Raw genomic sequence first — 24,660 nt, 5'->3', positions numbered from 1 at the left:
TTAAAAAATGACGTCGCACAAAGGATAGCTGTAATTTTATTTCAGAGAATTATTAAACCTTCTATGCAATACAGTCGCGACGACAAAAATTTTCCGCTATCTCGATTTGAATCGATGCTAAAAACAAATGATATTCTATTTTTTGACTCCAATGAGTTCGAAAATATAATTCATCATTATTTAGAGAATGGTAAAATTGCACTTTCAAAGCGTGCTATTAAATTAGGTTTAGAACAACATCCTACGTCAATTAACTTAAGATTATTTCAAGTAGAAATAATGGTCATAGAAAATAAATTTTCTGAAGCCAATGATTTACTAGATGAACTTCATAATTTGGAACCAACTAATGAAGAAATCTTTATTCAAAAAGCCAATGTTTTATCTAAACAAGATGAACACCAAAAAGCTATAGACACTTTACTTATTGCGATAGAAATGTCTAGTACACCAGAAGACGACGCAGATTTGTATGCCTTAGTTGGCATGGAATACTTATTCTTAGATCAGTTTGAGAAAGCAATCGTATTTTTCAAAAAATGTTTAGAAAGCGACACAACAGATTATTCGGCCTTACATAATATTATTTATTGCTATGATTTTTTAGATCTTAATGAAGAAGCCATTGACTATCTCAATACATTCTTAGACACAAATCCGTATTGTGAAGTGGCTTGGCATCAATTAGGAAGACAATATTTTGCAATTAAAGATTATGCGAAAGCAAATGCGGCGTTTGATTTTGCAATTATCTCTGACGATACATTTGTAGGGGCTTATATAGAAAAAGGTAAAGTCTTAGAAAAACTAAAAAAGCACGAAGAAGCCATAGAAAATTATAAAATTACTTTGGCTTTAGATGATCCTACTTCTTTTGCGTTATTGCGCATTGGCCATTGTTATTCTAAACTAAGACAAGATGAGTTAGCCGTTCAGTTTTATAAAAAAGCCATAGAAGAAGACCCATTATTAGATAAGGGATGGATAGCAATAACGAGATATTACATGAAACATCTCGATTACCAAAATGCCTTAGACTATATAAAAAGAGCACTTATTATTGATGGCGACAACGTACTGTATTGGAAACTATTTGCAACAATAAACAAACGACTAAATTTTCTTGAAGAAGCAGAACAAGGCTACAAACGCACTATAGAATTAGGAAATTACGAATTAGACACTTGGCTTAATAGAACCGATATTCTTATAGAACTAGGTGAATATCAAGGCGCCATATTTAACCTATTGCAAGCCGCAGAATTTTATCCGGAAAATGCAGAAATTGAATTCCGTTTAGCCGGACTTTATTTTAAAGTACACCAAACCGAAGAAGGACGATTTCATTTAAAAAATGCAACACAAATCAATGTTGATTATAGTTTTATCATTTCAGAATTATTTCCACAGATTCAAGAAAAACCTTTAATAAAAGCTATAATTTCGGAAGCTAAAAAGTCTACTGACTAAAAAATATCATACCTTAGTAGTCTTATTTAAATATAGAATGCAAAGACGATTTTTAGATTATTTAATCATAACTTTTAAAGGTATTGCCATGGGAGCAGCAGACGTTGTCCCAGGAGTCTCTGGTGGAACAATTGCCTTTATATCTGGAATTTACGAAGAATTACTAGAGAGTATCGACAAGGTCAACCTCGGCTTTTTTAAAGTTTGGAAAAAAACGGGATTTAAAACGGCATGGCAGGCCATTAATGGAAATTTCCTTTTAGCCTTATTTTCAGGGATTGCCATCAGTATATTATCCTTAGCAAAACTTATTAAATGGTTATTACATCATGAACCTATTTTACTTTGGTCATTCTTTTTTGGTCTAGTTTTAGCCAGTATTTTATATATCGCCAAGCAAATAAAAGGATGGAACATCAAAGTCATTGTAGCCATTGTTATAACTTCTATTTTATCTTACTTTATAACCTTAGCAGAACCATTTGCCTCGCCAGATAGCCCTTTATACTTACTGTTTTGTGGTTTTATTGCAATTATAGCAATGATTCTCCCAGGCGTGTCAGGTGCATTTATCTTGCTAATTCTTGGTGCATACCAAACGGCCATTGATACCATTAACAACTTAAGAGATGGTCTTTTAAATGGTGATATGGAATTATTTAAAGATGCATTTATTAATTTCTTATTGCTTGCCGTTGGCGCCATAGTAGGATTAAAAGTGTTTTCAAAAGCGCTCAACTGGATGTTTAAACATCAAAAAAATCTAACCTTAGCTATTTTAACAGGTTTTATGATTGGGTCGCTTAATAAAATTTGGCCATGGAAAGAAGTCTTAAAAACAAGAGTAAATTCTGAAGGCGAAGTTGTTACACTATTAGACAAAAGTATATTACCAACCTCATACACTGGTGACAATGAAATTGTTATGGCTATTGTATTTATTGTTGTAGGATTTGCAGCAATCCTCATCTTAGAAACCTTAGGTAAACAAAAAAATAAGGCCTAATGCAAAGCACCAGAAACTTTAAAGACCGTGTGTTTTTGGTCATTAAAGGTTTGGCCATGGGAGCAGCTAATAAGGTGCCTGGCGTATCTGGTGGTGTAGTTGCTTTTGTTGCGGGTTTCTACGAAGAGTTTATTTACACCTTGCAACGTGTTAACAAAACAGCCTTTAAACTCTTATTAAATGGTCGTTTTAAAAGTTTTTTTCAGTACGTAAATGGTAAATTTCTGAGCCTGTTATTCTCAGGAATGATTATTAGTTATTTCAGTGTTTCAAAACTATTAGATTTTCTAATACTTCATTACGAGTTGTATGTTTGGAGTACATTCTTCGGAATGATTCTGGGTTCAATTTATTATATCAGTAAAGAATTTAAAGAATGGAATAGAACGACTATTTTAGCACTAATACTTGGTGCTGCTGCAGGTGTAAGTATTAGTTTCTTGGATCCAGCCACCGAAAATGACAATTTATTCTTTGTATTCTTTTGTGGCATTATTAGTGTTTCGGGAATGACCTTACCAGGATTTTCGGGATCATTTATTCTAATAATTTTAGGAAACTACGTTCTATTATTAGTAGATTCTGTGAATGCCCTTTTTGATACTATGGTAGATATTTTTAGTGGTAATTTTGACTTCATTCACAACCAGGTACGAATAAGACTCCTTAAAGTATTAACACTATTTACCTTAGGCTCAATAACAGGTCTCGTAACATTTTCTCACATATTAAATTATATATTAAAGCATTACAAAACTATAACTATGGCCACAATAATGGGCTTTATTATTGGTTCGCTTGGCGTGGTTTGGCCTTGGAAAACAACAATCTACAAAACAAATAGTGATGGTACTTACGTTTTACATTCTGCCGGAAAAAAAATCATTACCGATTATCAACGTTTTTTACCAGAACTCAATAGTGAAACTTATATCGCAATTGCTTATATTGCCTTTGGTATTCTTATAGTATTAGGATTAGAATGGTATGGAAATAAATCAAGAAAAAACAAACTATAAATTTGGTCTTTTAGGTAGAGATATATCATATTCATTCTCTAGAGGGTATTTTGCAGAAAAATTTAAAAAAGAGAATTTGCCTCACTCCTATGTGAATTTTGACCTTCAAACCATAGACGAACTCAAGGAAATTATAGCTAACACATCTAATCTCAAGGGCATAAATGTCACTATTCCCTACAAAGAAGACGTCATTCCTTTACTAGATAAGCTAAACAAAACAGCAGAAAAAATAGGTGCTGTTAATACTATAAAATTCACAAAAAAAGGAAAACTTGTAGGATATAACACAGATTATTATGGTTTTAAAAACTCATTACAACCACATTTAAAATCGTATCACAAAAAAGCATTAATACTTGGTACAGGTGGCGCTTCTAAAGCCATAGCTTTTGCGCTTAAAAAGTTAAACATTACATTCGATTTTGTATCACGATCTCATAAAAAAGGAGTAACCTTTACATATTCAGAATTAACAGAAAAAATCATTTCAGACTATACCATTATAATTAATTGTACACCAATTGGTACTTTTCCCAACATAGAAGACTGCCCTAATATTCCTTATAAAGGCCTAACCGAACATCATATATTATATGATCTCATTTATAATCCTGAACAAACCAAATTTTTAAATCACGGTTTTAATAAAGGGGCAACAACAATAAATGGTCTCGAGATGTTACGATTACAAGCAGAAAAATCTTGGGAGATCTGGCATAATCTAAAATCCTAATACCAATCCATAAAGCGCAATTCTGTTCAACTTCACTCAAAAAGTAGTGTTAAAAACATGGATATAAGTCATAAAATGTAAGCTCTAGAAGCATTTCCTTTGTATATCTAACAACTGTTAGTATATTTATCTCCTATAAAATAATTGACTTATGTCTGAGAATGATAACCTGCAAGATGCAGAAGGAAAAAAAGAAGTAGAATCTACAGAACCTACTCCAACACAAGAAACAACTAATACAGTTGAAACAGAATCTGATATAGACTCAACAACCGATAACACTACAGAAGCAACAGAAGATGTAGCCGCTACAACAACGGTTAGTGATGAACATGTAGATGAAATTGAAGCGTCTAATGCAGAAGATGCAGAAGATGAAGCCAATGCAGAACGACATGAGGTAGAGGAAAAAGATTACCACGCTATGTCAATGACAGAGCTGGTCGCAGAATTCAACAGACTTTTAAAGCATCATAAAGTTCAGACAATTTCAAAGAACATCAATGAAATTAAATCTGAATTCAATGCCAAATACAGTGAATTATTAGACGAAAAAAAGGAAGAATTTATTGCAGATGGTGGTGTAGAAATGGATTTTTACTACTCTAACGATACCAAAAAACAATTCAATTCGCTTTATAAAGAATATAAACAGTCCATCAATGCATACTATAATGAGCGTGAACAAGCATTAAAGCAAAACCTAAATAATAGATTACAAATCATTGAGGACATAAAAGGTTTGCTTAGTGTTGAAGAAAATATGGGTACAACCTATAAAAACTTCAAAGAGTTACAGGACAAATGGCGTAATGCTGGCCCGATTCCTAGAGACAAATACAACAATGCATGGAATACCTATCATCATCATGTAGAGCGTTTTTATGATTTTTTACATCTCAACAATGATTTGAGAGATATGGATTTTAAGCACAACTATGATCAAAAAATTAAAATCATAGAACGTGCGGAAGAACTAGCAAAAGACGAAAACACCAATCGTTCATTTAGAGAGCTTCAAGTTTTACATAAATTATGGAAAGAAGAACTAGGTCCTGTTGGAAAAGAGCATAGAGAAGCTATTTGGGAACGTTTTAGCAATGCTACAAAAGCCATACACGATAAGCGCCAAGCTTATTATGCAGACATGGACAAAGCCCATGAAAAAAATCTAGAGCGAAAAGAAGAAATTATTGCTCAAATCACTGCTATTGCTGAAGACAAAAACGATTCTCACAGCGCATGGCAGAAAAAAATAAAAGAAATTGAAGCTTTAAGAGACGCGTTTTTTAAAGCAGGTAAAGTACCAATAAAAGTAAACGAAGCCACTTGGGCAAAATTCAAAGAAGCCGTAAGAACGTTTAACAGAGGAAAAAATAGTTTTTACAAAGGTTTAAAGAAAGATCAGTACGAAAATCTTAAGAAAAAGAAAGATTTAATTCAAATAGCAGAAGACAATAAGGATAGTGAAGACTTTAAAACTGTAACGCCATTAATGAAGAAGATTCAGAATGAATGGAAAAAAATTGGACATGTACCAAGACGCGACAGTGATAAAATCTGGAAACAATTTAAGACAGCATGTAACCATTATTTTGACAGAATGCATGCAGCTCGTAAAGCTGAAGATCAACATTTATTTGATGCCTTTGATAGTAAAGTAAAATTACTAGACAATCTAAAAGCTATGGAGCTGTCTGATGATCCTAAAGCTGATATAGAAATTTTAAAATCGAAAATTGCAGAATGGAAAGACATAGGTCATGTTCCTCAAAACAAACGCTACATCGATGGTAAATTTTACAAAGCTATAGATGACGCTTTTGACAAACTAAAAATGGACAAAGCAAAATTAGAAATGATTAAGTTTGATAGTAAACTAGAAAACTTAGCGAATCCTGACGACACAAGATTGCTAGACAATGAATTTAATTTTATTAAAAAACGCATGAGTGAAATTAGGTCTGAGATTAACCAACTCGAAAACAACTTGCAATTTTTCTCTAATGTAAAAGCAGACAATCCATTGGTAAAAGATGTCCATAAAAACATTGCCAATCACAAAAAGGAATTAGAATCATGGCAAGCCAAATTAAATAAGGTGCGTGGCATGTATAAATAAAAATAACCCTTAAATAATCAAAACCCATCTGTCTAAACAGATGGGTTTTGCCCTAACTAAACTAAATTAACCTTAATTACAACCGCTTAAAATAATAATTAAGATTTCCTACTAAGAAATAAAAGCATTTTGCTTTTATATATAGTATCTACGCATAAAAGTTGCTTTTAGATGTTTTAATTTGGATTTTTTTTGAAAACTTCTGAAAATTAAATAGTTAATTTAAAGATTTCTTATTTTCAATTATTAAAAATGTGATCTTGATAAATTAGTGTAACACATTTTATATTGAAGATTGAAATACACTAATTATTTTTGTTTAATATTCTAAAGAGCTTTAGAGCTAAAATAAGCGCGAAGGTTTATAAGGATTTAGCTTCTTCCCAAAAGACATCCATTTCTGAAAGCGTCATATCTTTTAATGACTTACCCAACGCTTTAGCTTTTTGTTCTAAATACTGAAAACGTTTAATAAATTTTTTATTCGTTCGTTCTAAAGCATTTTCTGGATTTACGTTAAGAAAACGTGCATAATTTATCATGGAAAACATAACATCACCAAACTCGCTCTCAATAGCATCTTGATTGCCATTTTTTATTTCAGCCTTTAATTCTGCAATCTCCTCTTCTACTTTTTCAAAAACTTGCTCTGGCTTTTCCCAATCAAAACCTACACCTGCTACTTTCTCTTGTATTCGACTTGCTTTTACTACAGCAGGTAAACTTTTAGGCACACCCTCAAGCACACTGTTTTTGCCTTCTTTAAGTTTTAATTGTTCCCAATTACGTTTAACATCTGCTTCGTCCTTTACTACAACATCTCCATAAATATGCGGATGACGATCAATTAACTTATCGCAAATACTATTACAAACATCTGCTATATCAAAGTTATTGGTTTCACTCCCTATTTTAGAATAGAACACAATATGAAGTAAAACATCACCCAATTCCTTCTTTACCTCATCTAAGTCGTTATCGAGAATAGCATCGCCAAGCTCATAAACTTCTTCTATAGTGAAATGTCGCAATGACGTCATCGTTTGTTTTTTATCCCATGGACATTGCTCACGCAATTCATCCATAATAATTAACAAACGCTCAAAGGCTTTTAATTGAACTGTTTTATCAGACATTAATTTTATTGACTAAATTTTCTAAACTTCATTAAGTTTAAAACCCAGGATATACCTGTAATAATTATTCTTCTTCTGACGTATCTTTAGCGTCCTTAGAGGCTTCAAGTGAACCTAGCAAATCGTTTTTTTGAAGTAAGTTATACCATTGTACCACTTTTTTTATGTCTGAAGGATAAACTCTATCTTCATCATAATCTGGTAATACTTCAAAGAAAAACTCTTCTAAAATATCTTTACCATCCTTATGACTAATAGATGTTGGTTGTCCTCCTTCTTTTTCCTTTACTTTAATAAGTACATCTCTTAATGGTACTTCTTCAGCTAAAGTATAAATTGCTATTTCACTTAAAATACTAATGTTACTGTGCGCACCAACCGTAATTCTTTTTTTGTCAATTAACGATTCTACAACGGCACCTGTTCTGGTCTGTGTAACGATTTGATACAATCCTGGTTTTCCAGAAATTGATAAAATTTTGTCTAAGCTCATATATAGTGTATTAGCGTTTTTTACTCATTAGAGGGAAACGCATTCTGTAATCAATTTTAATCTTTCCTTTTGCAATATTGGTTAAGCGTCCTTTTAATAAACGCTTTTTAAATGACGATAATTTGTCTGTAAACAATACACCTTCGATATGATCATACTCATGCTGTATTACTCTGGCTATTAAACCATCATAGTCTTCTACATGTGTGTTAAAATTTTCGTCTTGATATTGTATTTTTATCTTTGGCTTTCTATATACATCTTCCCTTACATCTGGAATACTTAAACAGCCTTCATTAAATGCCCATTCTTCACCTTCTTCTTCTAAAATCTGAGCATTGACAAACGTTTTTTTGAAATTCTTAAGTGCTTCTTGCTCTTCTTTACTCAGGCTTTCATCATCTGCAAAAGGACTTGTATCTACCATAAACATTCTAATGGCTAACCCAATTTGAGGTGCAGCCAAACCAACGCCATATGCACCATACATGGTCTCGTACATATTTTCAATAAGGCCACTCAAGTCTGGGTAATCCTTATCTATAGCAATTGCTTTTTTCTTTAAAACAGCGTCGCCATAAGCAACGATAGGTAAAATCATAATTTGTTTATTTTCGTTTGCAAAAGTATTAATTTTCAAGAACAAAATAGCAATTATCAAATATTGAAAATAAAATTCATAGTTATTACAGTTTTACAAGGCTTCTATATAACTATTGAACCCGTATTTCCTCTTTTATTGAACCAGAATATCAACGCTTAATCCCCAAAGACTTAAAGTGTATTACTAGACAGGTAACTCTGTAAAATTAGCGTTGCACTAATCTCGTCTATAAGGGCTTTATTTTTTCTTTGTTTTTTTTTAAGACCACTATCTATCATGGTTTGAAACGCCATTTTTGAAGTAAAGCGTTCATCTACACGAGCTACAGGAATTTCTGGAATAACTTTAGAAAGCTGTACCAAAAATTTCTGAATATACACTTCACTTTCTGACGCTGTATTGTCCATTTGCTTTGGCAAACCAACCACAATTTTATCTACACGTTCTTTTGAGGTATAATCCTTTAAAAATTGGAGTAAATCTTTGGTTAGTACTGTTGTTAAACCTGAGGCAATAATTTGCATTTCATCCGTAACAGCTAATCCTGTACGCTTTGTACCAAAGTCAATGGCTAAAATTCTTCCCATATGGCAAAGGTAATATAATTATTAGCCAAAAAAACACAATAAAAAAACGCTTCTAAAAATAGAAGCGCTTATAGATAACCAATCTAAAAAACCATGACTATAAAAATCATTCATTCATATATAAGACACTAAACTTTCACTTAGGTCACATATTTGGCTTAAAAAAGAAAACCCCTTAAATAAGGGGAAAGGGGTTTTCTAAATTAGCTATTAATTAAATTCTCAGATAAAGTTATTAGAAATAAATTATCGTCCGTTTAACTATCTATAAGACACAACGTTATTAAATAAGTCACATTTATATAAAATAATTTTTTAAAATATTTTTTGATGGTCATATATGGACTTATATTTGGGCTTAAATTTCAATAAACTCAACAAACAAGTAGCATGTAGTTCGTTTTAATTATTTAAAACAAAAATTGCATGAGATCAAGATTAAATTAAAAAAGACAAATGACACAACTTCAATCTGTAATAGAAAACGCATGGAATGATCGTTCATTATTAAAAAATGAAGACACAATAGATGCCATTAGAAAGGTTATAGACCTTTTAGATGCTGGTACGTTACGTGTTGCCCAACCAGTCGCTGACGGATGGCAAGTTAATGAATGGGTAAAAAAAGCTGTGGTTCTATATTTTCCTATTCAAAAAATGGAAACCTTAGAAGCTGGTATTTTTGAATACCACGATAAAATTCCATTAAAGAAAAATTTTGCGGAACGTGGTATTAGAGTTGTTCCAAATGCAGTTGCCAGACATGGTGCTTATATTTCGGCCGGAACTATATTAATGCCTAGTTATGTAAACATTGGTGCTTATGTAGATGAAGGGACTATGGTAGATACTTGGGCAACTGTTGGTAGTTGTGCGCAGATTGGTAAAAATGTTCACCTTTCTGGAGGTGTTGGTATTGGTGGTGTTTTAGAACCATTACAAGCTGCACCAGTTATTATAGAAGATGGTGCATTTATAGGCTCACGTTGTATAGTTGTAGAAGGTGTACGTGTAGAAAAAGAAGCTGTTTTAGGTGCAAACGTGGTACTTACTATGAGTACAAAAATTATAGATGTAACTGGTGATGAACCTGTAGAAACTAAAGGTGTTGTACCTGCACGTTCTGTAGTTATTCCTGGGAGTTACACTAAAAAGTTTGCTGCAGGAGAATTTCAAGTACCATGTGCCTTAATTATAGGTAAACGTAAAGAAAGCACTAATAAAAAGACATCTTTAAATGATGCTTTACGTGAGTATGATGTTGCTGTGTAAACGTTATATTTTTTTATTTTAAACAAAGAATAATTAAAAAATCCGACTGTGACATTATAATTTACAGTTGGATTTTTTTAACTTGAAAAATGAAAATTTTAGTTATTCAACAAAAAATGATAGGCGATGTTTTGGCAACAAGTATTTTATTTGAAGCCATAAAACACAAATATCCTAATGCTCAATTACATTATGTAATTAATTCGCACACCTTGCCAGTTGTTGAAAACAATCCCTTTATTGATACATTTCATTTTTTTACTCCAGATCACGAAAAAAGTAAAAGCCTCCTTTTTAAATTCGCAAAGCAATTACGAAAAGAAAAGTTTGACGTTGTGATTGATGTTTACTCACAACTTTCTAGTAATATCATTAGTTTTTTATCTAAAGCCAAAACTAAAGTATCACTAGATAAAGGTCTAAATTCTATTATTTACAATTACACTTTTAAAAATAAAACTATTGCCAATACCAATGCAGGCTTAGCAATTGAAAACCGACTGCAACTCTTAAAACCATTAAACATAAATGATTTAGAAGTCGTGAGGCCAAAAATTTATCTAACCGAAGACGAAAAAAACAATGCTCAGCAGTTTTTAGAATCTCATTCTATAGATTTAAAGAAGCCCATTTATATGATTGGTGTATTAGGCAGTGGAAACAATAAAACGTATCCTTTTAAATACATGGCTAATGTCATTGACACTATTGCTTTAGAACAACCTGAAAGTCAAATTTTATTCAATTACATTCCAAAACAAGAACCTGACGCAAAAGCTATTTTAGAATTATGTAAACCAAATACGCAACAACAGATTTACTTTAATGTCTTTGGGAAAAGCTTGCGAGATTTCTTAGCTATTACTTCTCATTGTACTGCTGTTATTGGAAATGAAGGTGGCGCAATAAATATGGCTAAAGCTCTTTATATTCCTACATTTACTATGTTTTCGCCTTGGATAAAAAAAGAAGCCTGGAACATGTTTGATGACCACAAAAAACATGTTTCTGTACACCTAAAAGATTATGCAGCCCATATTTATGACGCTGTAGAACATCCTAAGGTATTAAAAGCAAAAACTTCAGCTTTATATTTAGACTTTAAACCCTCTTATTTTGAAACGGATTTAAAAGCATTTCTAAAACGATTAGTTTAAGCTTTCTTAATCCCAAAGTCAGTCCACTTTAAGTTTTCCTTTTTGGTCGTTGCTCTTATGGCTAGGTTTTTATCTATAGAAGCCTTTGTTTTATATCCTCTTGGATGATCTAAATGCAAACAAATTGCGCTATATCGTATTTGTTTAGACTTAATTCCATAGTTAAATAGGCGTTCTCCCAGTTCTCTGTCTTGTCCACCATACTGCATACGTTCATCAAATCCATTGATGGCTAAAATATCTGATTTCCAACCAGATGCATTATGACCATTCCAACTCGCATTAGTAGGCGTTACGGTATTTAATAGCTGACTTTTAAAACCTTTTGCCGTTAACTTATTATTTTTAAAAGAACTTTTTAATCCTTTAGACTTTAACCAATCTAACTGAAAACATTGCTGAGATATAATATCTTCTTTTGTAATGACTTCTGATATAGGCATAGGCAACATAAAATATCCTCCAGAAAGAAAATAACCAGTTTCACGTTCATTAATATGTACTTGTAAAAAATCCTCTCTGGCCATACAATCACCATCGCTCATTAAAATATAAGCCGAATTACATGCCAAAATTGCTTTATTTAATATTTGCGATTTCTGAAAACCATTGTCCTCATGCCAAACGTGTATAATAGGATAACTTACCAATGACTTCATTTTCTCTATTAAGTCTAATGTTGGTTGCTTAGAGCCATCATCTGCAATTACCATTTCAAAATTCTTGAACGTTTGCGCTTCATAACTCCACATCACTTTTTCTAACCACGCTTCAGAGTTATAAGTACTTATAATAATTGAAATATCAGGATGTTGCATTCTTTTATTTTTTTATTCCGTAATTAGACCATTTTAATTTTAGCCTTTTAGTCGCTTTCCTTATGTGTTCATTTTTAGCTAAAGCCTCCTCGTTTTTATATGGTCTATCGTGATGCAAATGTACACAAATACAACTATAACGTACTTGTTTAAATTTTATACCATTATTCATCATACGCTCACCTACTTCTCTATCTTCTCCACCATACTGCATGCGCTCGTCAAAGCCATTCACGGCTAAAATATCTGCTTTGTAACATGATACATTCATACCATCAAATGTGGCTTTTGTTGGTGTTATGGCATTTAATACAAGGGCTTTGTATCGCGAATTTGTGAGTTTATTCAACTTAAAACTTTTAGGTTGTCTTTGCTCTAACAGCCACTGTTTATCAAAACAATTTTGCTTAGTTATGCTGGCTTTAGAAATTGTATTAGACACAAACTCTGTTAATTTAAAATAACCTCCTGAAAGCGCATGTTTTTTTTGACGTAAACTGAGATGTGTCGCTACAAAATCTTGTCTTGCAATACAATCACCATCCGTAAAAATGAGATATTCTGAATTTGCTGCTTGTATAGCTTTATTCAAAATTTTAGTTTTTTGAAAACCATGATCTTCATGCCATACATGGATCACATTAAATTGGCTTGCAGTCACAAAACGATCTACAACAACTTTTGTGCTGTCATCAGAACCATCATCTGCAATAATAATTTCAAAATTAGATGCTGTTTGAATGCTATAACTATGCAATACCAACGCTAACCATTTTGGCTGATTATAGGTACTAATTATGACAGATGCTTGCGGATTAGAATGCATAGCGCAAAAATACTATTTTTACAGCTCAGAAATTAGAATGATGTTAAAACTATCTGGAGTTATAATTACCTTTAATGAAGAACGCAATATTGAAAACTGTTTACAGTCTTTGGTAAATGTTGTTGACGAAATTGTTGTCGTAGATTCATTCTCTACGGATAAGACTAAGGCTATTTGTGAGCGTTTTAACGTTAAATTTATTGAACAAAAATTCTTAGGTTACATAGAACAAAAGAATTTTGCATTATCACAAGCGCGTTACAATTACATTGTGTCTTTAGATGGTGATGAAGCTTTGTCTGAAACCCTTCAACACTCAATAACCAAACTAAAATCAAATTGGAAATTTGATGGCTACTACGCTAATAGATTCAATAACTTTTGTGGTCAATGGATTAAACACTCCGATTGGTATCCCAATAAAAAACTTCGTGTTTTTGACAGACGCAAAGCTGAATGGCAAGGTATAAATCCTCATGATAATGTGCAGCTTTTTAACTCTAAAGATAAAACAGGCCATTTAAAAGGAGACATCTTACACAAAACCTATCAGAGTTATTCAGAATTTAATCAAAAAACAGAGTATTTCTCCACTATTGCAGCAAAAGCGTATTTTGATAAAGGAAAAAAAGCACCAATATGGAAAATTATCTTTAATCCTACTTGGGCATTTTTTAAATCTTACGTTTTAAGATTAGGCTTTTTAGATGGGTTTAACGGCTTTGTTATTTGCATACAAACGGCAAACATTACCTTTTTGAAATATTCTAAGTTAAGAGCTTTGTACCAAAATAGAAATTAGCGTTTCTTCCAAAATTTTAGTTTCTTTTTCAATCTCTTTTTTCGTCTATATTTCTCTTGAAAAGCCTCTGTATGTTTCCACATTAGATGAAATACCGTTTCAAAAGGTTGGTCACAACATTTTGCATACTCATCACTCATAATTTCAATCATTGATTTATGAATGGTTAATTTTGCGAAATTTTTAATTCTAGTCTCAAAATCCATAGGAACAAACTCCATTCGATTGAGGTCAACTAAGAAAAAATCATAACCATTTGCACTCTGCTTTATTAATGTATTACCAGGCGAATGATCTAAAAAATTTATATTGTTTTGGTGTAATTGATATGTGAAACGTGTGAAGGCTCTTAGAATACGCTCGTGATTAGGATAATTTAAATCTGTTGTTAATTCTCTATATGTAAGATCACATTCTAGTTGCTCTGATATATAATAACTCTTTTTAAACAACAACAAATTCTTATATTCATAGAATGCAATTGGCTGTGGAGTGCCTATAGATAATGCTTGTAGTTTCTTTGCATATACAAAAGACCGTTCCGCTTTACTTTTTCGGATAAATCGATACGCAATTTGATTAATAAAATTAGGGACTCTAAATGATTTTACATTAAGTGTTTTGGCATCTAATTTAAATAGTTTTAAGGCATTTCTATCTTGGTTACCAAAGTCTTCACCTTTTGTATCAAAATTAGTGATGATATCGTCCAAGAACGGTTCATGTTGAATAAAACTATCATGTATTTTCTTTACTCTATTCATTGGCATTGTCAAATACACCATCAAAATTTTGCCACCAATATAATAAGGGCAATGCTATAATTTTTCATTTTGCATTTACGCAAAACTACAACTTTTAAATATTGAACTCAAACTATACGTCATTCTTAATTGTTTTTTGGTAATTTGCTATTTTATACAAAATAACTCGATTTTTTATTTAAATGAGACTCATTCAATTTACAGCTTCTAAAGTTTGGCGTGGACACGAACAAAAAATTATCTACCTATATGAAGCCTATGAAAACAATAAAAACATCGAGGACCAATGGATTGTCTGTCCTTTAGTATCTGAAATATACGAGGTTGCCGTAGCTAAAGGCATGCAAGTTATTCCGTTTAATTTTAAATCGGAATACAGTTTAACTTATGCTAAAAACTTTAAAAAATTAGTGCTAGAAAAAAATGCTGATGTGGTTTTAATTCACAACAGTAAAGCGCATACCATAGCAGTGCTTTCTGCCTTTATTTTTGGCTTAAAATCTAAACTCGTTTTATGTAGAACGTTAATAAAACGTGTAGACACTAATTTTTTTAGAAAATGGAAATACAATTATAAGGGCATAGTATCCATCCTTTGTGTTTCTCAAGCTGTTGTAGAATCATTAAAACCTGCCGTAAAAGATCATAATAAATTTAAGATTATAGGCAGCGTAACTGATATTGATAAGTTTCCAAAACAAGCTTCAAACGGTTTTTTGCACAACGAACTTAATATAGATAAAACGTATAAACTTATTGGAAATATTGCGGAATTCACAGCCTTTAAAGACCATTATACTTGGATTGACACCGTTGAAATTTTAGTAAAGGAAAACAAGATAAAAGCGAAATACATTTTGGTTGGCAAAGGGAAGTTAATGGAGGAGATTCAAAATTATGTCAAATCAAAGAATCTATCAGAACATATTTTCTTTCTAGGTTTTAGACGAGATATTCCAGAAATTCTACCCGAATTTGATCTCTTTATGTTTACCTCTAAAAACGAACCTACAGGAGGCGTTTTATTAGAATCTTATGCTTGTAAAGTACCAATTGTGGCAGCAAATGCAGGTGGCATTCCAGAAGTTATAGTTGACCAACATACAGGATTACTAGCAGAAGCAGGTAATCCTAGAGATTTTGCTGATAAGGTTGTATTGTTATTAAACGATAAAACACTTCAAAACACTTTGGTCGAAAACGGAAATCAGCACCTCAAAGCCAATTTTACCAAAGACGTGATTTCTAATAAATTTTATGAAGCGCTTAATGAAGCTTTAACTAACTAATATCGTTTATGAAAATTCTTTTTTTTACCAATGAATATTCGCATCCAAAATTACCACCTAATGGAGGCGTTGGTACGTTTTTCAAAACGATATCTTATGAACTTATTAAAAAAGGTCATGAAGTTCACATTTACGGATTTTCAAAAAAAAGCTACAGCCTTAATGATAACGGTATAAAAATCACATTCTTTAAACAATATTTTAAGGCGCATCCTTTGGCAGAATTAATGCGTTCGTTAAGTGCACGTTTAGGACTTTCCAAGATTACAGCCTACTGGTTAGCAAAAGAGCGTCAATTCTTAGCAAAACAATTAAAAACCTATAGTACCCAAAACCAAATAGATATTATTCAATCCTTTACATTTAATGGTTTTACGGCATATTGGGACAATAGCATTCCACTCGTTACACGATTTCATGGCTCTCGAGGCTTTTGGCATCACTATTTAGGACATAAAAACGATGCGTTAAAAATTGCTATGGAAAAAAAGGCATTACTAGCTACACCATTTACCGTAGCAAATAGTTATTTTTCTAAAGATTTTATTAAGAGCTACTATAATGTAGATGTTGACACTGTAATTCCTAATGGTATTAATACCAACGTGTTTTCTCCAGATCATTCGGTTAAAGAAATCCCAAAATCTATCTTTTATATAGGTACATTATCAAAAGCAAAAGGCGTACAAGATTTGGTTGAGATATTTAATGCAATTATTAAAGAAGAACCCAATGCTAGCCTTCATTTAATAGGAAGAGGCGCAAAATATTGGGATTATTTAAAAGCTGAAGTTTTTACCAAAGAAGCCCTTAATAAAACCACTTATTACAGCCATATTCCATTTGATCAAATTCCTAAAAAATTATCTGAGGCCTCTATAATTGCAGTTCCATCTAAAGGTGAAACATTTGGTTTTACGATCGTAGAAGCTATGGCTTTAGAAAAAGTAACAATTGTGTCTAATATTCCGGTAGCTCAAGAAATTATAAACCATGGCATTGATGGATTTATAGCAAAAGATAATAATGATTTTAAAAATATTATATTGAATATTTTTAAAAACACAGAAGAGACTAAACCAATAAAAAAACAAGCTAGGCAAAAAGTGCTGTCTCAATTTACCCAAGAAAAAATGACCGATAACACCTTAGCATATTATGAGAAAATCGTAGCAAAATTGAATAATGACCAATGAAGAAAAAAATAATTATAGATTTTCATTATTTAAGAAACACCAATAAAGGCTTTGGCCAATATTGCCTTAATCTGGCTAAGCATTTACCCAATCAAGATCAAACCAATTTAGACCTATTCTATTATTTACCTAGAAATTGGAAAAAAAAATTCGGAAAAAAAATTAAGTACAAATCGTATTTTAGTTTTCATAAAAAAATTAATTTTCTCAGTAATTATGATGTATTTCATGGTGTAACGCATTTAAGTAAAATTGAGCCACAAAACGCTAAGCAAACAAAATTTATTTACACCATTCACGATGCCATTTTTTCAATTTTTGATAGAGATAACGAAGCCACAAAGAAGCTATATGCTGCCTTACAACAAAAGATAAATAAAAGCTCTAGTTTAGTTTATATTTCAGAATTCACTAAGACGAGTATCCATAAAAAATTTCAGATTCCTAGTCACGTCAAAGAATATGTAATTTATAATGGTAATCCTTTAGAAAATGAAAAGCCAATAAAAAGCAATACGTATAATTTTCCTTATTTACTTTCAGTTGGAGAATTTAGAGGTTACAAAAATCAAGATAAATTGATACCTATGCTTTCTTTTTTAAATCCAGAAATTAAGCTTATTTTTATTGGTAAATGCTCAAAAAACAAAAAGCAAGAAATTATTGACCTTGCCAAAAAACATCATGTAGAGCATCGCGTTATTATTAAAGGTATTGTAAGTGAAGACAGCAAGAAAGACTTATACAGCAATGCTCAAGCTTTAGTTCATCCGTCACTGGCTGAAGGTTTTGGACTTCCAGTTGTGGAGGCGATGTCATTTGGCATACCAGTTATAATTTCTAACAAAACGTCGCTTCCAGAAGTAGGCGGAACCGTTGCCCATTACTGGAATGAATATGAACCAGAATATATGGCTAACATTGTAAAAACAGCGCTATCTGAATTTAAAGAACATCCAGAGCAAAAGATAAAAGAACTAAACAATCAAGCCAAAAAGTTTTCTTGGAGCAATGCGGCTAAACAATATCTTAAAGTGTATAACGAGGTTTAGACATTCATTTAATTAGAGTAACGATATAATACCTAATGTGTAGTAACATCAATCAAAATATTTTAAACCTAATTGGAAGACCTTCAAAATTATTTGAACAAGACTTAGCAGGTTATAAAAATGATTTAAACTCCATCATTTCTTCATCAAAATTTCTAATTCTTGGAGGTGCAGGAACTATAGGTCAAGCTGTTACAAAAGAACTATTTAAACATCATCCGCTTAAACTACACGTTGTAGATCTTAATGAAAATAATCTTGTAGAATTGGTAAGAGATATAAGAAGTTCTCTCGGTTATATTAATGGCGATTTTAAAACATTTGCTTTAGACATTGGTTCCGTTTCTTATGATGCCTTTATAGCTTCAGATGGACACTACGACTATGTTCTTAATCTATCTGCATTAAAACATGTGAGAAGTGAAGAAGATCCCTTTACGTTAATGCGAATGCTAGACGTCAATATTTTAAATACCGAAAAAACCATACAACAGTCAATCGCGAAGGGTGTAAAAAAATACTTTTGTGTTTCTACAGACAAAGCTACAGACCCAATTAATATGATGGGAGCATCTAAACGTATAATGGAATTATTTTTGTTTCAAAATAGTGCAGACATAAACATTTCTACAGCACGCTTTGCCAACGTTGCTTTTTCCGATGGTTCGTTACTTCACGGTTTTGAACAACGCATAAAAAAACAGCAACCTATTGTTGCTCCCAATGACATTCAACGTTATTTTATAACACCAGAAGAATCAGGTCAACTTTGCCTAATGTCGTGCATTTTTGGGCAAAACAATGAAATATTCTTCCCAAAATTAAACTCAAATCTTAACCTCATTAGCTTTGTAGACATAGCCACTAAATATATACGCTCTTTAGGCTATGAACCACATATCTGTGATAATGAAAACGAAGCCCGAGAATTAGCAAAAACGCTTCCAGAAACTGAAAAATGGCCATGTTTTTTTTCAAAAACTAATACAACTGGAGAAAAAACAACTGAAGAATTTTTTACAAAAAACGAAAGTGTAGACACCAAACGCTTTGATTCTATAGGAATCATAAAAAACAATGCTGACCAAAATAGCATTGAAGAACTTAATCAATTTTCTAAGGCAGTAGCGCAACTCAAAGCTAAAAAATCTTGGACAAAAGACGATTTAAAAGGTATAGTTCGCAATATATTACCGAACTTTAACCATCTTGAAACAGGAAAATATTTAGATCATAAAATGTAATACATGCATACTAAGATTGATGTTGTAATTATGGCTGGCGGCAAAGGAAGTAGACTAATGCCTTTAACAGAACATATTCCAAAACCACTGTTAAAAATCGGAAACAAACCCATAATTGAATACAACATTGATCTCTTAAAATCTTACGGAATACCATCAATAAATGTATCTGTACATCACTTTAGTGAACAAATTATATCCTACCTCAAAGCAAGTGATAAAATTAAAATCAATTTTATTACTGAAGACAAGCCATTAGGCACAATTGGCGCTTTAAAAATAAAGGACACTTATAAAACGGACAACATTTTAGTTTTAAATGCAGATGTCCTTACCAATATAGATTTAAAGCAATTTGTTGACGAATTTTTAGCAAATAAAGTAGAAGCATTAGTCGCCACAGCGCCATATGTCATTGCACTTCCTCACGACATCATTGAAACAAAAAATGGACAAATCACAACCTTAAAGCCTAAACACCAAGTAACCTACAACCTCAATGCAGGCATTTATTTATTTAAAAAATCGTGTTTAGAATATATCCCAGAAAACACCTTTTTTAATGCCACAGACTTAATAAACACACTACTTTCTTACGGTAAGACAATTAAAACGTTTCCTATTACTCAATATTGGATAGATATAGGACAGCATCACGATTTTAAAAAAGCGAATGAAGATATTAATGACTTAAAATTTCCTAGTCAATAAAATTATACGATTACATAACACGACCTATGTAAAAAGCTTCGTTTTCCTTTTAAAAGATTGTTAGGGTGTCGTATCTTTGCAACGCTAAAAAAACGACAGTTTTTCAATTTCAACATGATCCACAAACAAGCCTTAAAACACAATATTTTTAAATACATCACACAATCTGCTGAAGAATTACAAGTAGACTGTTATGTTATTGGTGGTTTTGTACGCGACTATTTATTAGAACGTGGCAACGCTAAAGATATCGATGTGGTTGCTGTAGGCAGTGGTATAGAATTAGCCAAGCAAGTCGCTAAAAATTTACCTAACCAACCTAAAGTTCAGATTTTTAAAACGTACGGAACAGCTATGTTGCGTTACGATGATATAGAAATAGAATTTGTTGGTGCGCGCAAGGAGAGTTATAATGAAGACAGTAGAAACCCAATTGTTGAAAACGGCACTTTAGCAGACGACCAAAACCGAAGAGACTTTACTATTAATGCCTTAGCACTCAGTTTAAATGAAAACAACTTTGGCGAGTTACTAGATCCCTTTAACGGTCTCAACGATTTAGACAAAGGAATCATTCGCACACCATTAGATCCTAACGTTACATATAGTGATGACCCATTGCGAATGATGCGTGCCGTTAGATTTGCGACCCAATTAAATTTTAAAATTGAAGATGCTTCTCTTAAAGCCATTGCAGATAATAAAGAACGTATTAAGATTATCACAAAAGAACGTATTGTTGTAGAACTCAATAAGATTCTTGAAAGTAATATACCTTCCATTGGATTTATTCATCTTGAAAAAACAGGACTTTTAGAATATATTCTACCCGAATTAACAGCACTAAAAGGTATTGACGAAATTGAAGGGCAACGACATAAAGACAATTTTTATCACACCTTAGAAGTGGTGGACAACATTGCCAAAACTACAGATAACCTTTGGTTACGTTGGGCTGCTCTGTTGCATGATATAGGAAAAGCACCAACTAAAAAATTCCACAAAAAAATAGGTTGGACGTTTCATGCGCACGAATTCGTTGGCTCAAAAATGGTGTATAAATTATTCAAACGGCTTAAAATGCCTTTGAACGATAAGATGAAATTCGTTCAAAAAATGGTTTTTATGAGCTCAAGACCTATTGTACTTGCTTCAGATGTAACGGACTCTGCTGTTAGACGTTTAGTGTTTGATGCAGGTGATTATGTCGAAGATTTAATGACGCTTTGCGAAGCCGATATCACGACTAAAAACCCAAAAAAGTTCAAAAAATATCACAACAACTTTAAAAAAGTTAGAGATAAAATTGTTGAAGTAGAAGAACGCGATCAGGTTCGTAATTTTCAACCTCCAGTGACTGGTGAGGAAATTATGAAAACCTTTAATCTTAAACCGTCTAGAGAAATAGGACTAATAAAAGACACCATAAAAGAAGCCATTTTGGAAGGCGAAATTCCTAATGACCACGAAGCTGCTTTTAATTTAATGTTGAGAAAAGGCAAAGAATTGGGACTAAAAGCAGTAAACAGTAAGCCGTAAGACGTTTACTATTTTTTCTACGTGAAAACTTTGAAACTATGAAACAGAAACAAGAAAATAAAGCCGTCATTTATTGGCTATTAACTGGTTGTGTGTTAATTTTTATTATGGTTGTCGTAGGTGGTATTACGAGATTAACCCATTCTGGTTTATCTATTTCAAACTATAAATTAATTTCTGGGACAATCCCTCCAATGAATGAGGTAGAATGGAACGAAGCCTTTGAACTGTATAAACAATATCCTGAATACCAAAAACTCAATAGCCATTTCACTCTCGAAGAATTTAAAGATATTTATTTTTGGGAATGGATTCATAGAGTTATTGGCCGTTTTATAGGTTTAGTTTTCTTTATACCTTTTGTGTATTTTATTATTAAAAAACGCCTTTCAAAAGCTACTATAAAAAAAGCAACGCTCCTTTTAATTATGGGAGGATTTCAAGGTTTTTTAGGATGGTATATGGTAAAAAGCGGATTGGTAGACCGACCAGATGTAAGTCATTATAGATTGGCAGCCCATTTAACGACAGCATTTTTAACCTTCGCTTATACGTTTTGGGTGGCATTAGATTTAATGTTTCCATATAAAAAAATCATTGACAAAAAATTACGGAATTTTATTAGACTTGGCTTAGTTATACTAATTATACAAATTATTTACGGTGCTTTTGTTGCAGGTTTAGATGCAGGATGGATTCATAATCACTGGCCATTAATGAGTGAAGGTAAATGGATACACGAAACCGTGTTTATTGAACAAACACCAACATACCTCAACTTTATTGAAGGCAAAAGTGGTGTGCAATTTGTACATAGAACTATAGCTTATGTTGTCGCAATATTAATTTTAGCAATTTGGTACAAAGCAAATAAAATAGGAACCACACCATACCAAAAAAAAGGCATCAATGCCTTATTAATTTTAGTAGGTATTCAATTTGCATTAGGCGTATTAACATTAGTTTTAGCAGTGCCAGTTTGGTTGGGAGTTTTACATCAGGTTGGTGCCTTTTTCCTTTTATCTGCCATGACATTTACATTACATCGCTTTAGTAAATAATAACCTTACATTTATAGTGACAATTCTTAAAATAAGTGTCCTATAACCTTTAACAAAGTTGCCATAGATTTTAGAATTTAGTTCTTGGAATATAGAAATAGGAAACCCTATCTTTGCAATATAATATATCAACAATGATTTACAGATTTAGAATTATCTTAGATAATGACACCGATGAGGATGTGTTTCGCGATATCGAAATTCGTGAAAGCAATACTATGGAAGATTTACATAACGTCATTACCCAGTCTTTTGGGTTTGATGGTATGGAAATGGCGTCGTTTTATGTAAGTGATGAGCAATGGAATCAAGGTGAGGAAATTGCTATGATGGACATGAGTGAAGCTGGTAATGAAGTAAAAATGATGGGCACTACCATTATTAATGACATCGTTCATGAAGCTTCTACCCGATTGATCTATGTTTATGATTTTATGAATATGTGGACCTTCTATGTAGAATTAGGTGAAATTGTTGAAGAAGCAGAAGGTACAGACTACCCAAATCTAATGTATGTACATGGTCAAATACCAGACGAAGCACCAGAAAAAACTTTTGAAGCTGAAGCGGATGACGATATTTACGGTGAATTTGATGATGATTTAGACCTAGATGATTATGACAATCTAAATTTTGATGAGAATTGGAATTAAAACCGATTTAAACCAACATCTTCATAATTTCGTTTTACAAAATCTAACGCATACTTTAATATTTCGCCCATATTTTTGCTCTTTTTAAAATTAACATCGTGGGTGTAATTAAAGATTTCTTCTTTAATCATATTAATATGCTTCTGTATTGAAATCTCATCATTTTCCATACATTCTAATAAGCGTCTCAAACGGTTTTTATAACTAATCATACGTTTTGCTACGATAGAACGTTCTTCAATTTTATATTGGTCTATAGATTCTTTCTGTATTTTCGCTCTCACGAGCTCTACCATCTTAAAATTCTCTTTAAAAAATTGCGGGCGATAAATTTTTAAATTGCCTTCATACGATTGTTGATCAAAATCAATGGCTCTAATTCTAAAAACAACATGATCAAAATCATGAATAGGCACAAAGACATAATTATAAGAACGCATATCACCTAATAATCTAATCATACAACGCTCGTTAAACTTCACAAACTCTTTCGCTATTTGCGATTTTTCTGAAGGACTACAATCAGGTAGCATATTTTTTATAAACTCATCACCTGGAATACCTGCAATATGCTCCTCAATCAAAGTTTCCTTACACACTAAAAAATTTAAGTTGTGTGGCGACAACATGTGTTCTAACTCTAATCCATACACACGGGAAGCATCTGCTTTTTTAACATAAAAATAAGTGTAGTTATCATTTAATATATTTCTAACCTTAATTCTAAACGGCTTAGAGTTTCCGAATGTGCAAAAGTCTATAGCATCTACATTTAAATATTTTAAAATTCCTTCTCCACCATCTGACACCAAACTAGAATACACACGTTTAAGACTTAAGTCAATTTCATCACGTTCAAAATCATTATAGTAAACACGTACCCAAAGCGTATCTTCATCATTTTTATCGTATACAACAATAGAACCTTGAAATCGCAACAAATCATCATAATAAATAGGTAGATTAATATTTCTTCTATAATGCGTTAAATAAGCATCTAACTTTGATGATATAGGGTAAGATGGCTTCTTCTTTGATATTTTTAAATCCTCATTCATTTTTTAAATTTAAGGGTTTTCTTCAAATTATTGTAACAAAAAAAA

Annotated in this window: 24 protein-coding genes; 16 read left to right on the top strand and 8 right to left on the bottom strand. The window is 32.1% G+C overall.

Translation table 11 applies throughout. From position 1 onward, the window contains the following. Nucleotides 1-63: 63 nt before the first annotated feature. The 5 genes from HNV08_RS06335 (at nt 64) to HNV08_RS06315 (ending at nt 6,353) form a co-directional block, all read left to right on the top strand. Nucleotides 64-1,470 (top strand): tetratricopeptide repeat protein, encoded by a 1,407-nt coding sequence (locus HNV08_RS06335; protein WP_173280332.1) that lies wholly within the window; start codon nt 64-66, stop codon nt 1,468-1,470. Nucleotides 1,471-1,507: 37 nt separating this feature from the next. Further along, entirely contained in the window at nt 1,508-2,476 is a 969-nt protein-coding gene (locus tag HNV08_RS06330) for a DUF368 domain-containing protein (protein ID WP_173280331.1), read from the top strand. Continuing rightward, nucleotides 2,476-3,495 (top strand): DUF368 domain-containing protein, encoded by a 1,020-nt coding sequence (locus HNV08_RS06325; RefSeq protein WP_173280330.1) that lies wholly within the window; start codon nt 2,476-2,478, stop codon nt 3,493-3,495. The genes HNV08_RS06330 and HNV08_RS06325 overlap by 1 nt, the downstream gene beginning before the upstream one ends. Further along, nucleotides 3,464-4,231 carry a shikimate dehydrogenase family protein gene (locus tag HNV08_RS06320; RefSeq protein ID WP_173280329.1) on the top strand — a complete coding sequence of 256 codons (768 nt, stop codon included), beginning with the start codon at nt 3,464-3,466 and terminating at the stop codon, nt 4,229-4,231. The genes HNV08_RS06325 and HNV08_RS06320 overlap by 32 nt, the downstream gene beginning before the upstream one ends. A gap of 151 nt (nt 4,232-4,382) precedes the next feature. Further along, complete coding sequence (locus HNV08_RS06315; protein ID WP_173280328.1) at nt 4,383-6,353, top strand: DUF349 domain-containing protein; 1,971 nt, start codon at nt 4,383-4,385, stop codon at nt 6,351-6,353. A 362-nt stretch (nt 6,354-6,715) separates the two neighbouring features. Here the strand turns inward: HNV08_RS06315 and mazG are convergent, their stop codons facing one another. The 4 genes from mazG to ruvX all read right to left on the bottom strand — a co-directional run bounded on the left by mazG (nt 6,716) and on the right by ruvX (nt 9,173). Continuing rightward, nucleotides 6,716-7,489, bottom strand: a complete 774-nt coding sequence (gene mazG / locus HNV08_RS06310) for a nucleoside triphosphate pyrophosphohydrolase (RefSeq protein WP_173280327.1) — start codon at nt 7,487-7,489, stop codon at nt 6,716-6,718. A gap of 64 nt (nt 7,490-7,553) precedes the next feature. Continuing rightward, entirely contained in the window at nt 7,554-7,982 is a 429-nt protein-coding gene (locus HNV08_RS06305) for a DUF5606 family protein (protein WP_173280326.1), read from the bottom strand. A gap of 10 nt (nt 7,983-7,992) precedes the next feature. Next, complete coding sequence (def, locus tag HNV08_RS06300; RefSeq protein ID WP_173280325.1) at nt 7,993-8,583, bottom strand: peptide deformylase; 591 nt, start codon at nt 8,581-8,583, stop codon at nt 7,993-7,995. A gap of 173 nt (nt 8,584-8,756) precedes the next feature. Next, complete coding sequence (ruvX, locus tag HNV08_RS06295) at nt 8,757-9,173, bottom strand: Holliday junction resolvase RuvX (RefSeq protein WP_173280324.1); 417 nt, start codon at nt 9,171-9,173, stop codon at nt 8,757-8,759. Between the two features lie 456 nt (nt 9,174-9,629). Between ruvX and HNV08_RS06290 the strand changes: the two genes are divergently transcribed. Together HNV08_RS06290 and HNV08_RS06285 are read left to right on the top strand one after the other, a co-directional pair. Then, nucleotides 9,630-10,445, top strand: a complete 816-nt coding sequence (locus HNV08_RS06290) for a 2,3,4,5-tetrahydropyridine-2,6-dicarboxylate N-succinyltransferase (RefSeq protein WP_173280323.1) — start codon at nt 9,630-9,632, stop codon at nt 10,443-10,445. A gap of 89 nt (nt 10,446-10,534) precedes the next feature. Next, complete coding sequence (locus tag HNV08_RS06285; RefSeq protein WP_173280322.1) at nt 10,535-11,602, top strand: glycosyltransferase family 9 protein; 1,068 nt, start codon at nt 10,535-10,537, stop codon at nt 11,600-11,602. Here the strand turns inward: HNV08_RS06285 and HNV08_RS06280 are convergent. Then, the gene (locus HNV08_RS06280) at nt 11,599-12,420 is read right to left on the bottom strand and encodes a glycosyltransferase family 2 protein (protein ID WP_173280321.1); all 822 of its coding nucleotides are present in this window, start codon (nt 12,418-12,420) and stop codon (nt 11,599-11,601) included. The genes HNV08_RS06285 and HNV08_RS06280 overlap by 4 nt on opposite strands. A 4-nt stretch (nt 12,421-12,424) precedes the next feature. Further along, nucleotides 12,425-13,246: a glycosyltransferase family 2 protein gene (locus HNV08_RS06275; protein WP_173280320.1), complete on the bottom strand. Its 822-nt coding sequence runs from the start codon at nt 13,244-13,246 to the stop codon at nt 12,425-12,427. Between the two features lie 37 nt (nt 13,247-13,283). Here HNV08_RS06275 and HNV08_RS06270 point away from each other — a divergent pair, with 37 nt between their 5' ends. Then, nucleotides 13,284-14,048 (top strand): glycosyltransferase family 2 protein, encoded by a 765-nt coding sequence (locus HNV08_RS06270; RefSeq protein WP_241697188.1) that lies wholly within the window; start codon nt 13,284-13,286, stop codon nt 14,046-14,048. Here HNV08_RS06270 and HNV08_RS06265 read toward each other — a convergent pair. After that, complete coding sequence (locus HNV08_RS06265) at nt 14,045-14,812, bottom strand: lipopolysaccharide kinase InaA family protein (protein ID WP_173280319.1); 768 nt, start codon at nt 14,810-14,812, stop codon at nt 14,045-14,047. The genes HNV08_RS06270 and HNV08_RS06265 overlap by 4 nt on opposite strands. Before the next feature lie 182 nt (nt 14,813-14,994). On the opposite strand from HNV08_RS06265, the gene HNV08_RS06260 reads away from it, so the two are divergent. The 8 genes from HNV08_RS06260 to HNV08_RS06225 all read left to right on the top strand — a co-directional run bounded on the left by HNV08_RS06260 (nt 14,995) and on the right by HNV08_RS06225 (nt 23,557). After that, nucleotides 14,995-16,101: a glycosyltransferase family 4 protein gene (locus tag HNV08_RS06260; protein ID WP_173280318.1), complete on the top strand. Its 1,107-nt coding sequence runs from the start codon at nt 14,995-14,997 to the stop codon at nt 16,099-16,101. A gap of 8 nt (nt 16,102-16,109) precedes the next feature. Then, nucleotides 16,110-17,297 carry a glycosyltransferase family 4 protein gene (locus tag HNV08_RS06255; RefSeq protein ID WP_173280317.1) on the top strand — a complete coding sequence of 396 codons (1,188 nt, stop codon included), beginning with the start codon at nt 16,110-16,112 and terminating at the stop codon, nt 17,295-17,297. Continuing rightward, nucleotides 17,294-18,349 carry a glycosyltransferase family 4 protein gene (locus tag HNV08_RS06250; protein ID WP_173280316.1) on the top strand — a complete coding sequence of 352 codons (1,056 nt, stop codon included), beginning with the start codon at nt 17,294-17,296 and terminating at the stop codon, nt 18,347-18,349. Before HNV08_RS06255 ends, HNV08_RS06250 begins: the two co-directional genes overlap by 4 nt. A 35-nt stretch (nt 18,350-18,384) precedes the next feature. After that, nucleotides 18,385-19,593 carry a UDP-N-acetylglucosamine 4,6-dehydratase gene (locus HNV08_RS06245; RefSeq protein ID WP_173280315.1) on the top strand — a complete coding sequence of 403 codons (1,209 nt, stop codon included), beginning with the start codon at nt 18,385-18,387 and terminating at the stop codon, nt 19,591-19,593. Between the two features lie 3 nt (nt 19,594-19,596). Then, a complete protein-coding gene (locus tag HNV08_RS06240) occupies nt 19,597-20,304 on the top strand; it encodes a sugar phosphate nucleotidyltransferase (protein ID WP_173280314.1) in 708 nt (235 codons plus the stop codon). Nucleotides 20,305-20,418: 114 nt separating this feature from the next. Next, nucleotides 20,419-21,843, top strand: a complete 1,425-nt coding sequence (locus HNV08_RS06235; RefSeq protein ID WP_173280313.1) for a CCA tRNA nucleotidyltransferase — start codon at nt 20,419-20,421, stop codon at nt 21,841-21,843. 38 nt (nt 21,844-21,881) lie between these two features. Further along, the gene (locus tag HNV08_RS06230) at nt 21,882-22,904 is read left to right on the top strand and encodes a COX15/CtaA family protein (protein ID WP_173280312.1); all 1,023 of its coding nucleotides are present in this window, start codon (nt 21,882-21,884) and stop codon (nt 22,902-22,904) included. 134 nt (nt 22,905-23,038) lie between these two features. Beyond that, nucleotides 23,039-23,557, top strand: coding sequence for an IS1096 element passenger TnpR family protein (locus HNV08_RS06225; protein ID WP_173280311.1), 519 nt, complete (start codon nt 23,039-23,041; stop codon nt 23,555-23,557). Here HNV08_RS06225 and HNV08_RS06220 read toward each other — a convergent pair. After that, nucleotides 23,554-24,615: a hypothetical protein gene (locus HNV08_RS06220; protein WP_173280310.1), complete on the bottom strand. Its 1,062-nt coding sequence runs from the start codon at nt 24,613-24,615 to the stop codon at nt 23,554-23,556. The two genes, HNV08_RS06225 and HNV08_RS06220, sit on opposite strands and share 4 nt — an antisense overlap. Nucleotides 24,616-24,660 lie beyond the last annotated feature (45 nt).

The sequence above is a fragment of the Winogradskyella eckloniae genome, from assembly GCF_013249045.1.
Taxonomy (GTDB): domain Bacteria; phylum Bacteroidota; class Bacteroidia; order Flavobacteriales; family Flavobacteriaceae; genus Winogradskyella; species Winogradskyella eckloniae.
The sequence above is the reverse complement of the archived record's forward strand: the minus strand, read 5'-3'. Positions and strand labels throughout refer to the sequence as shown.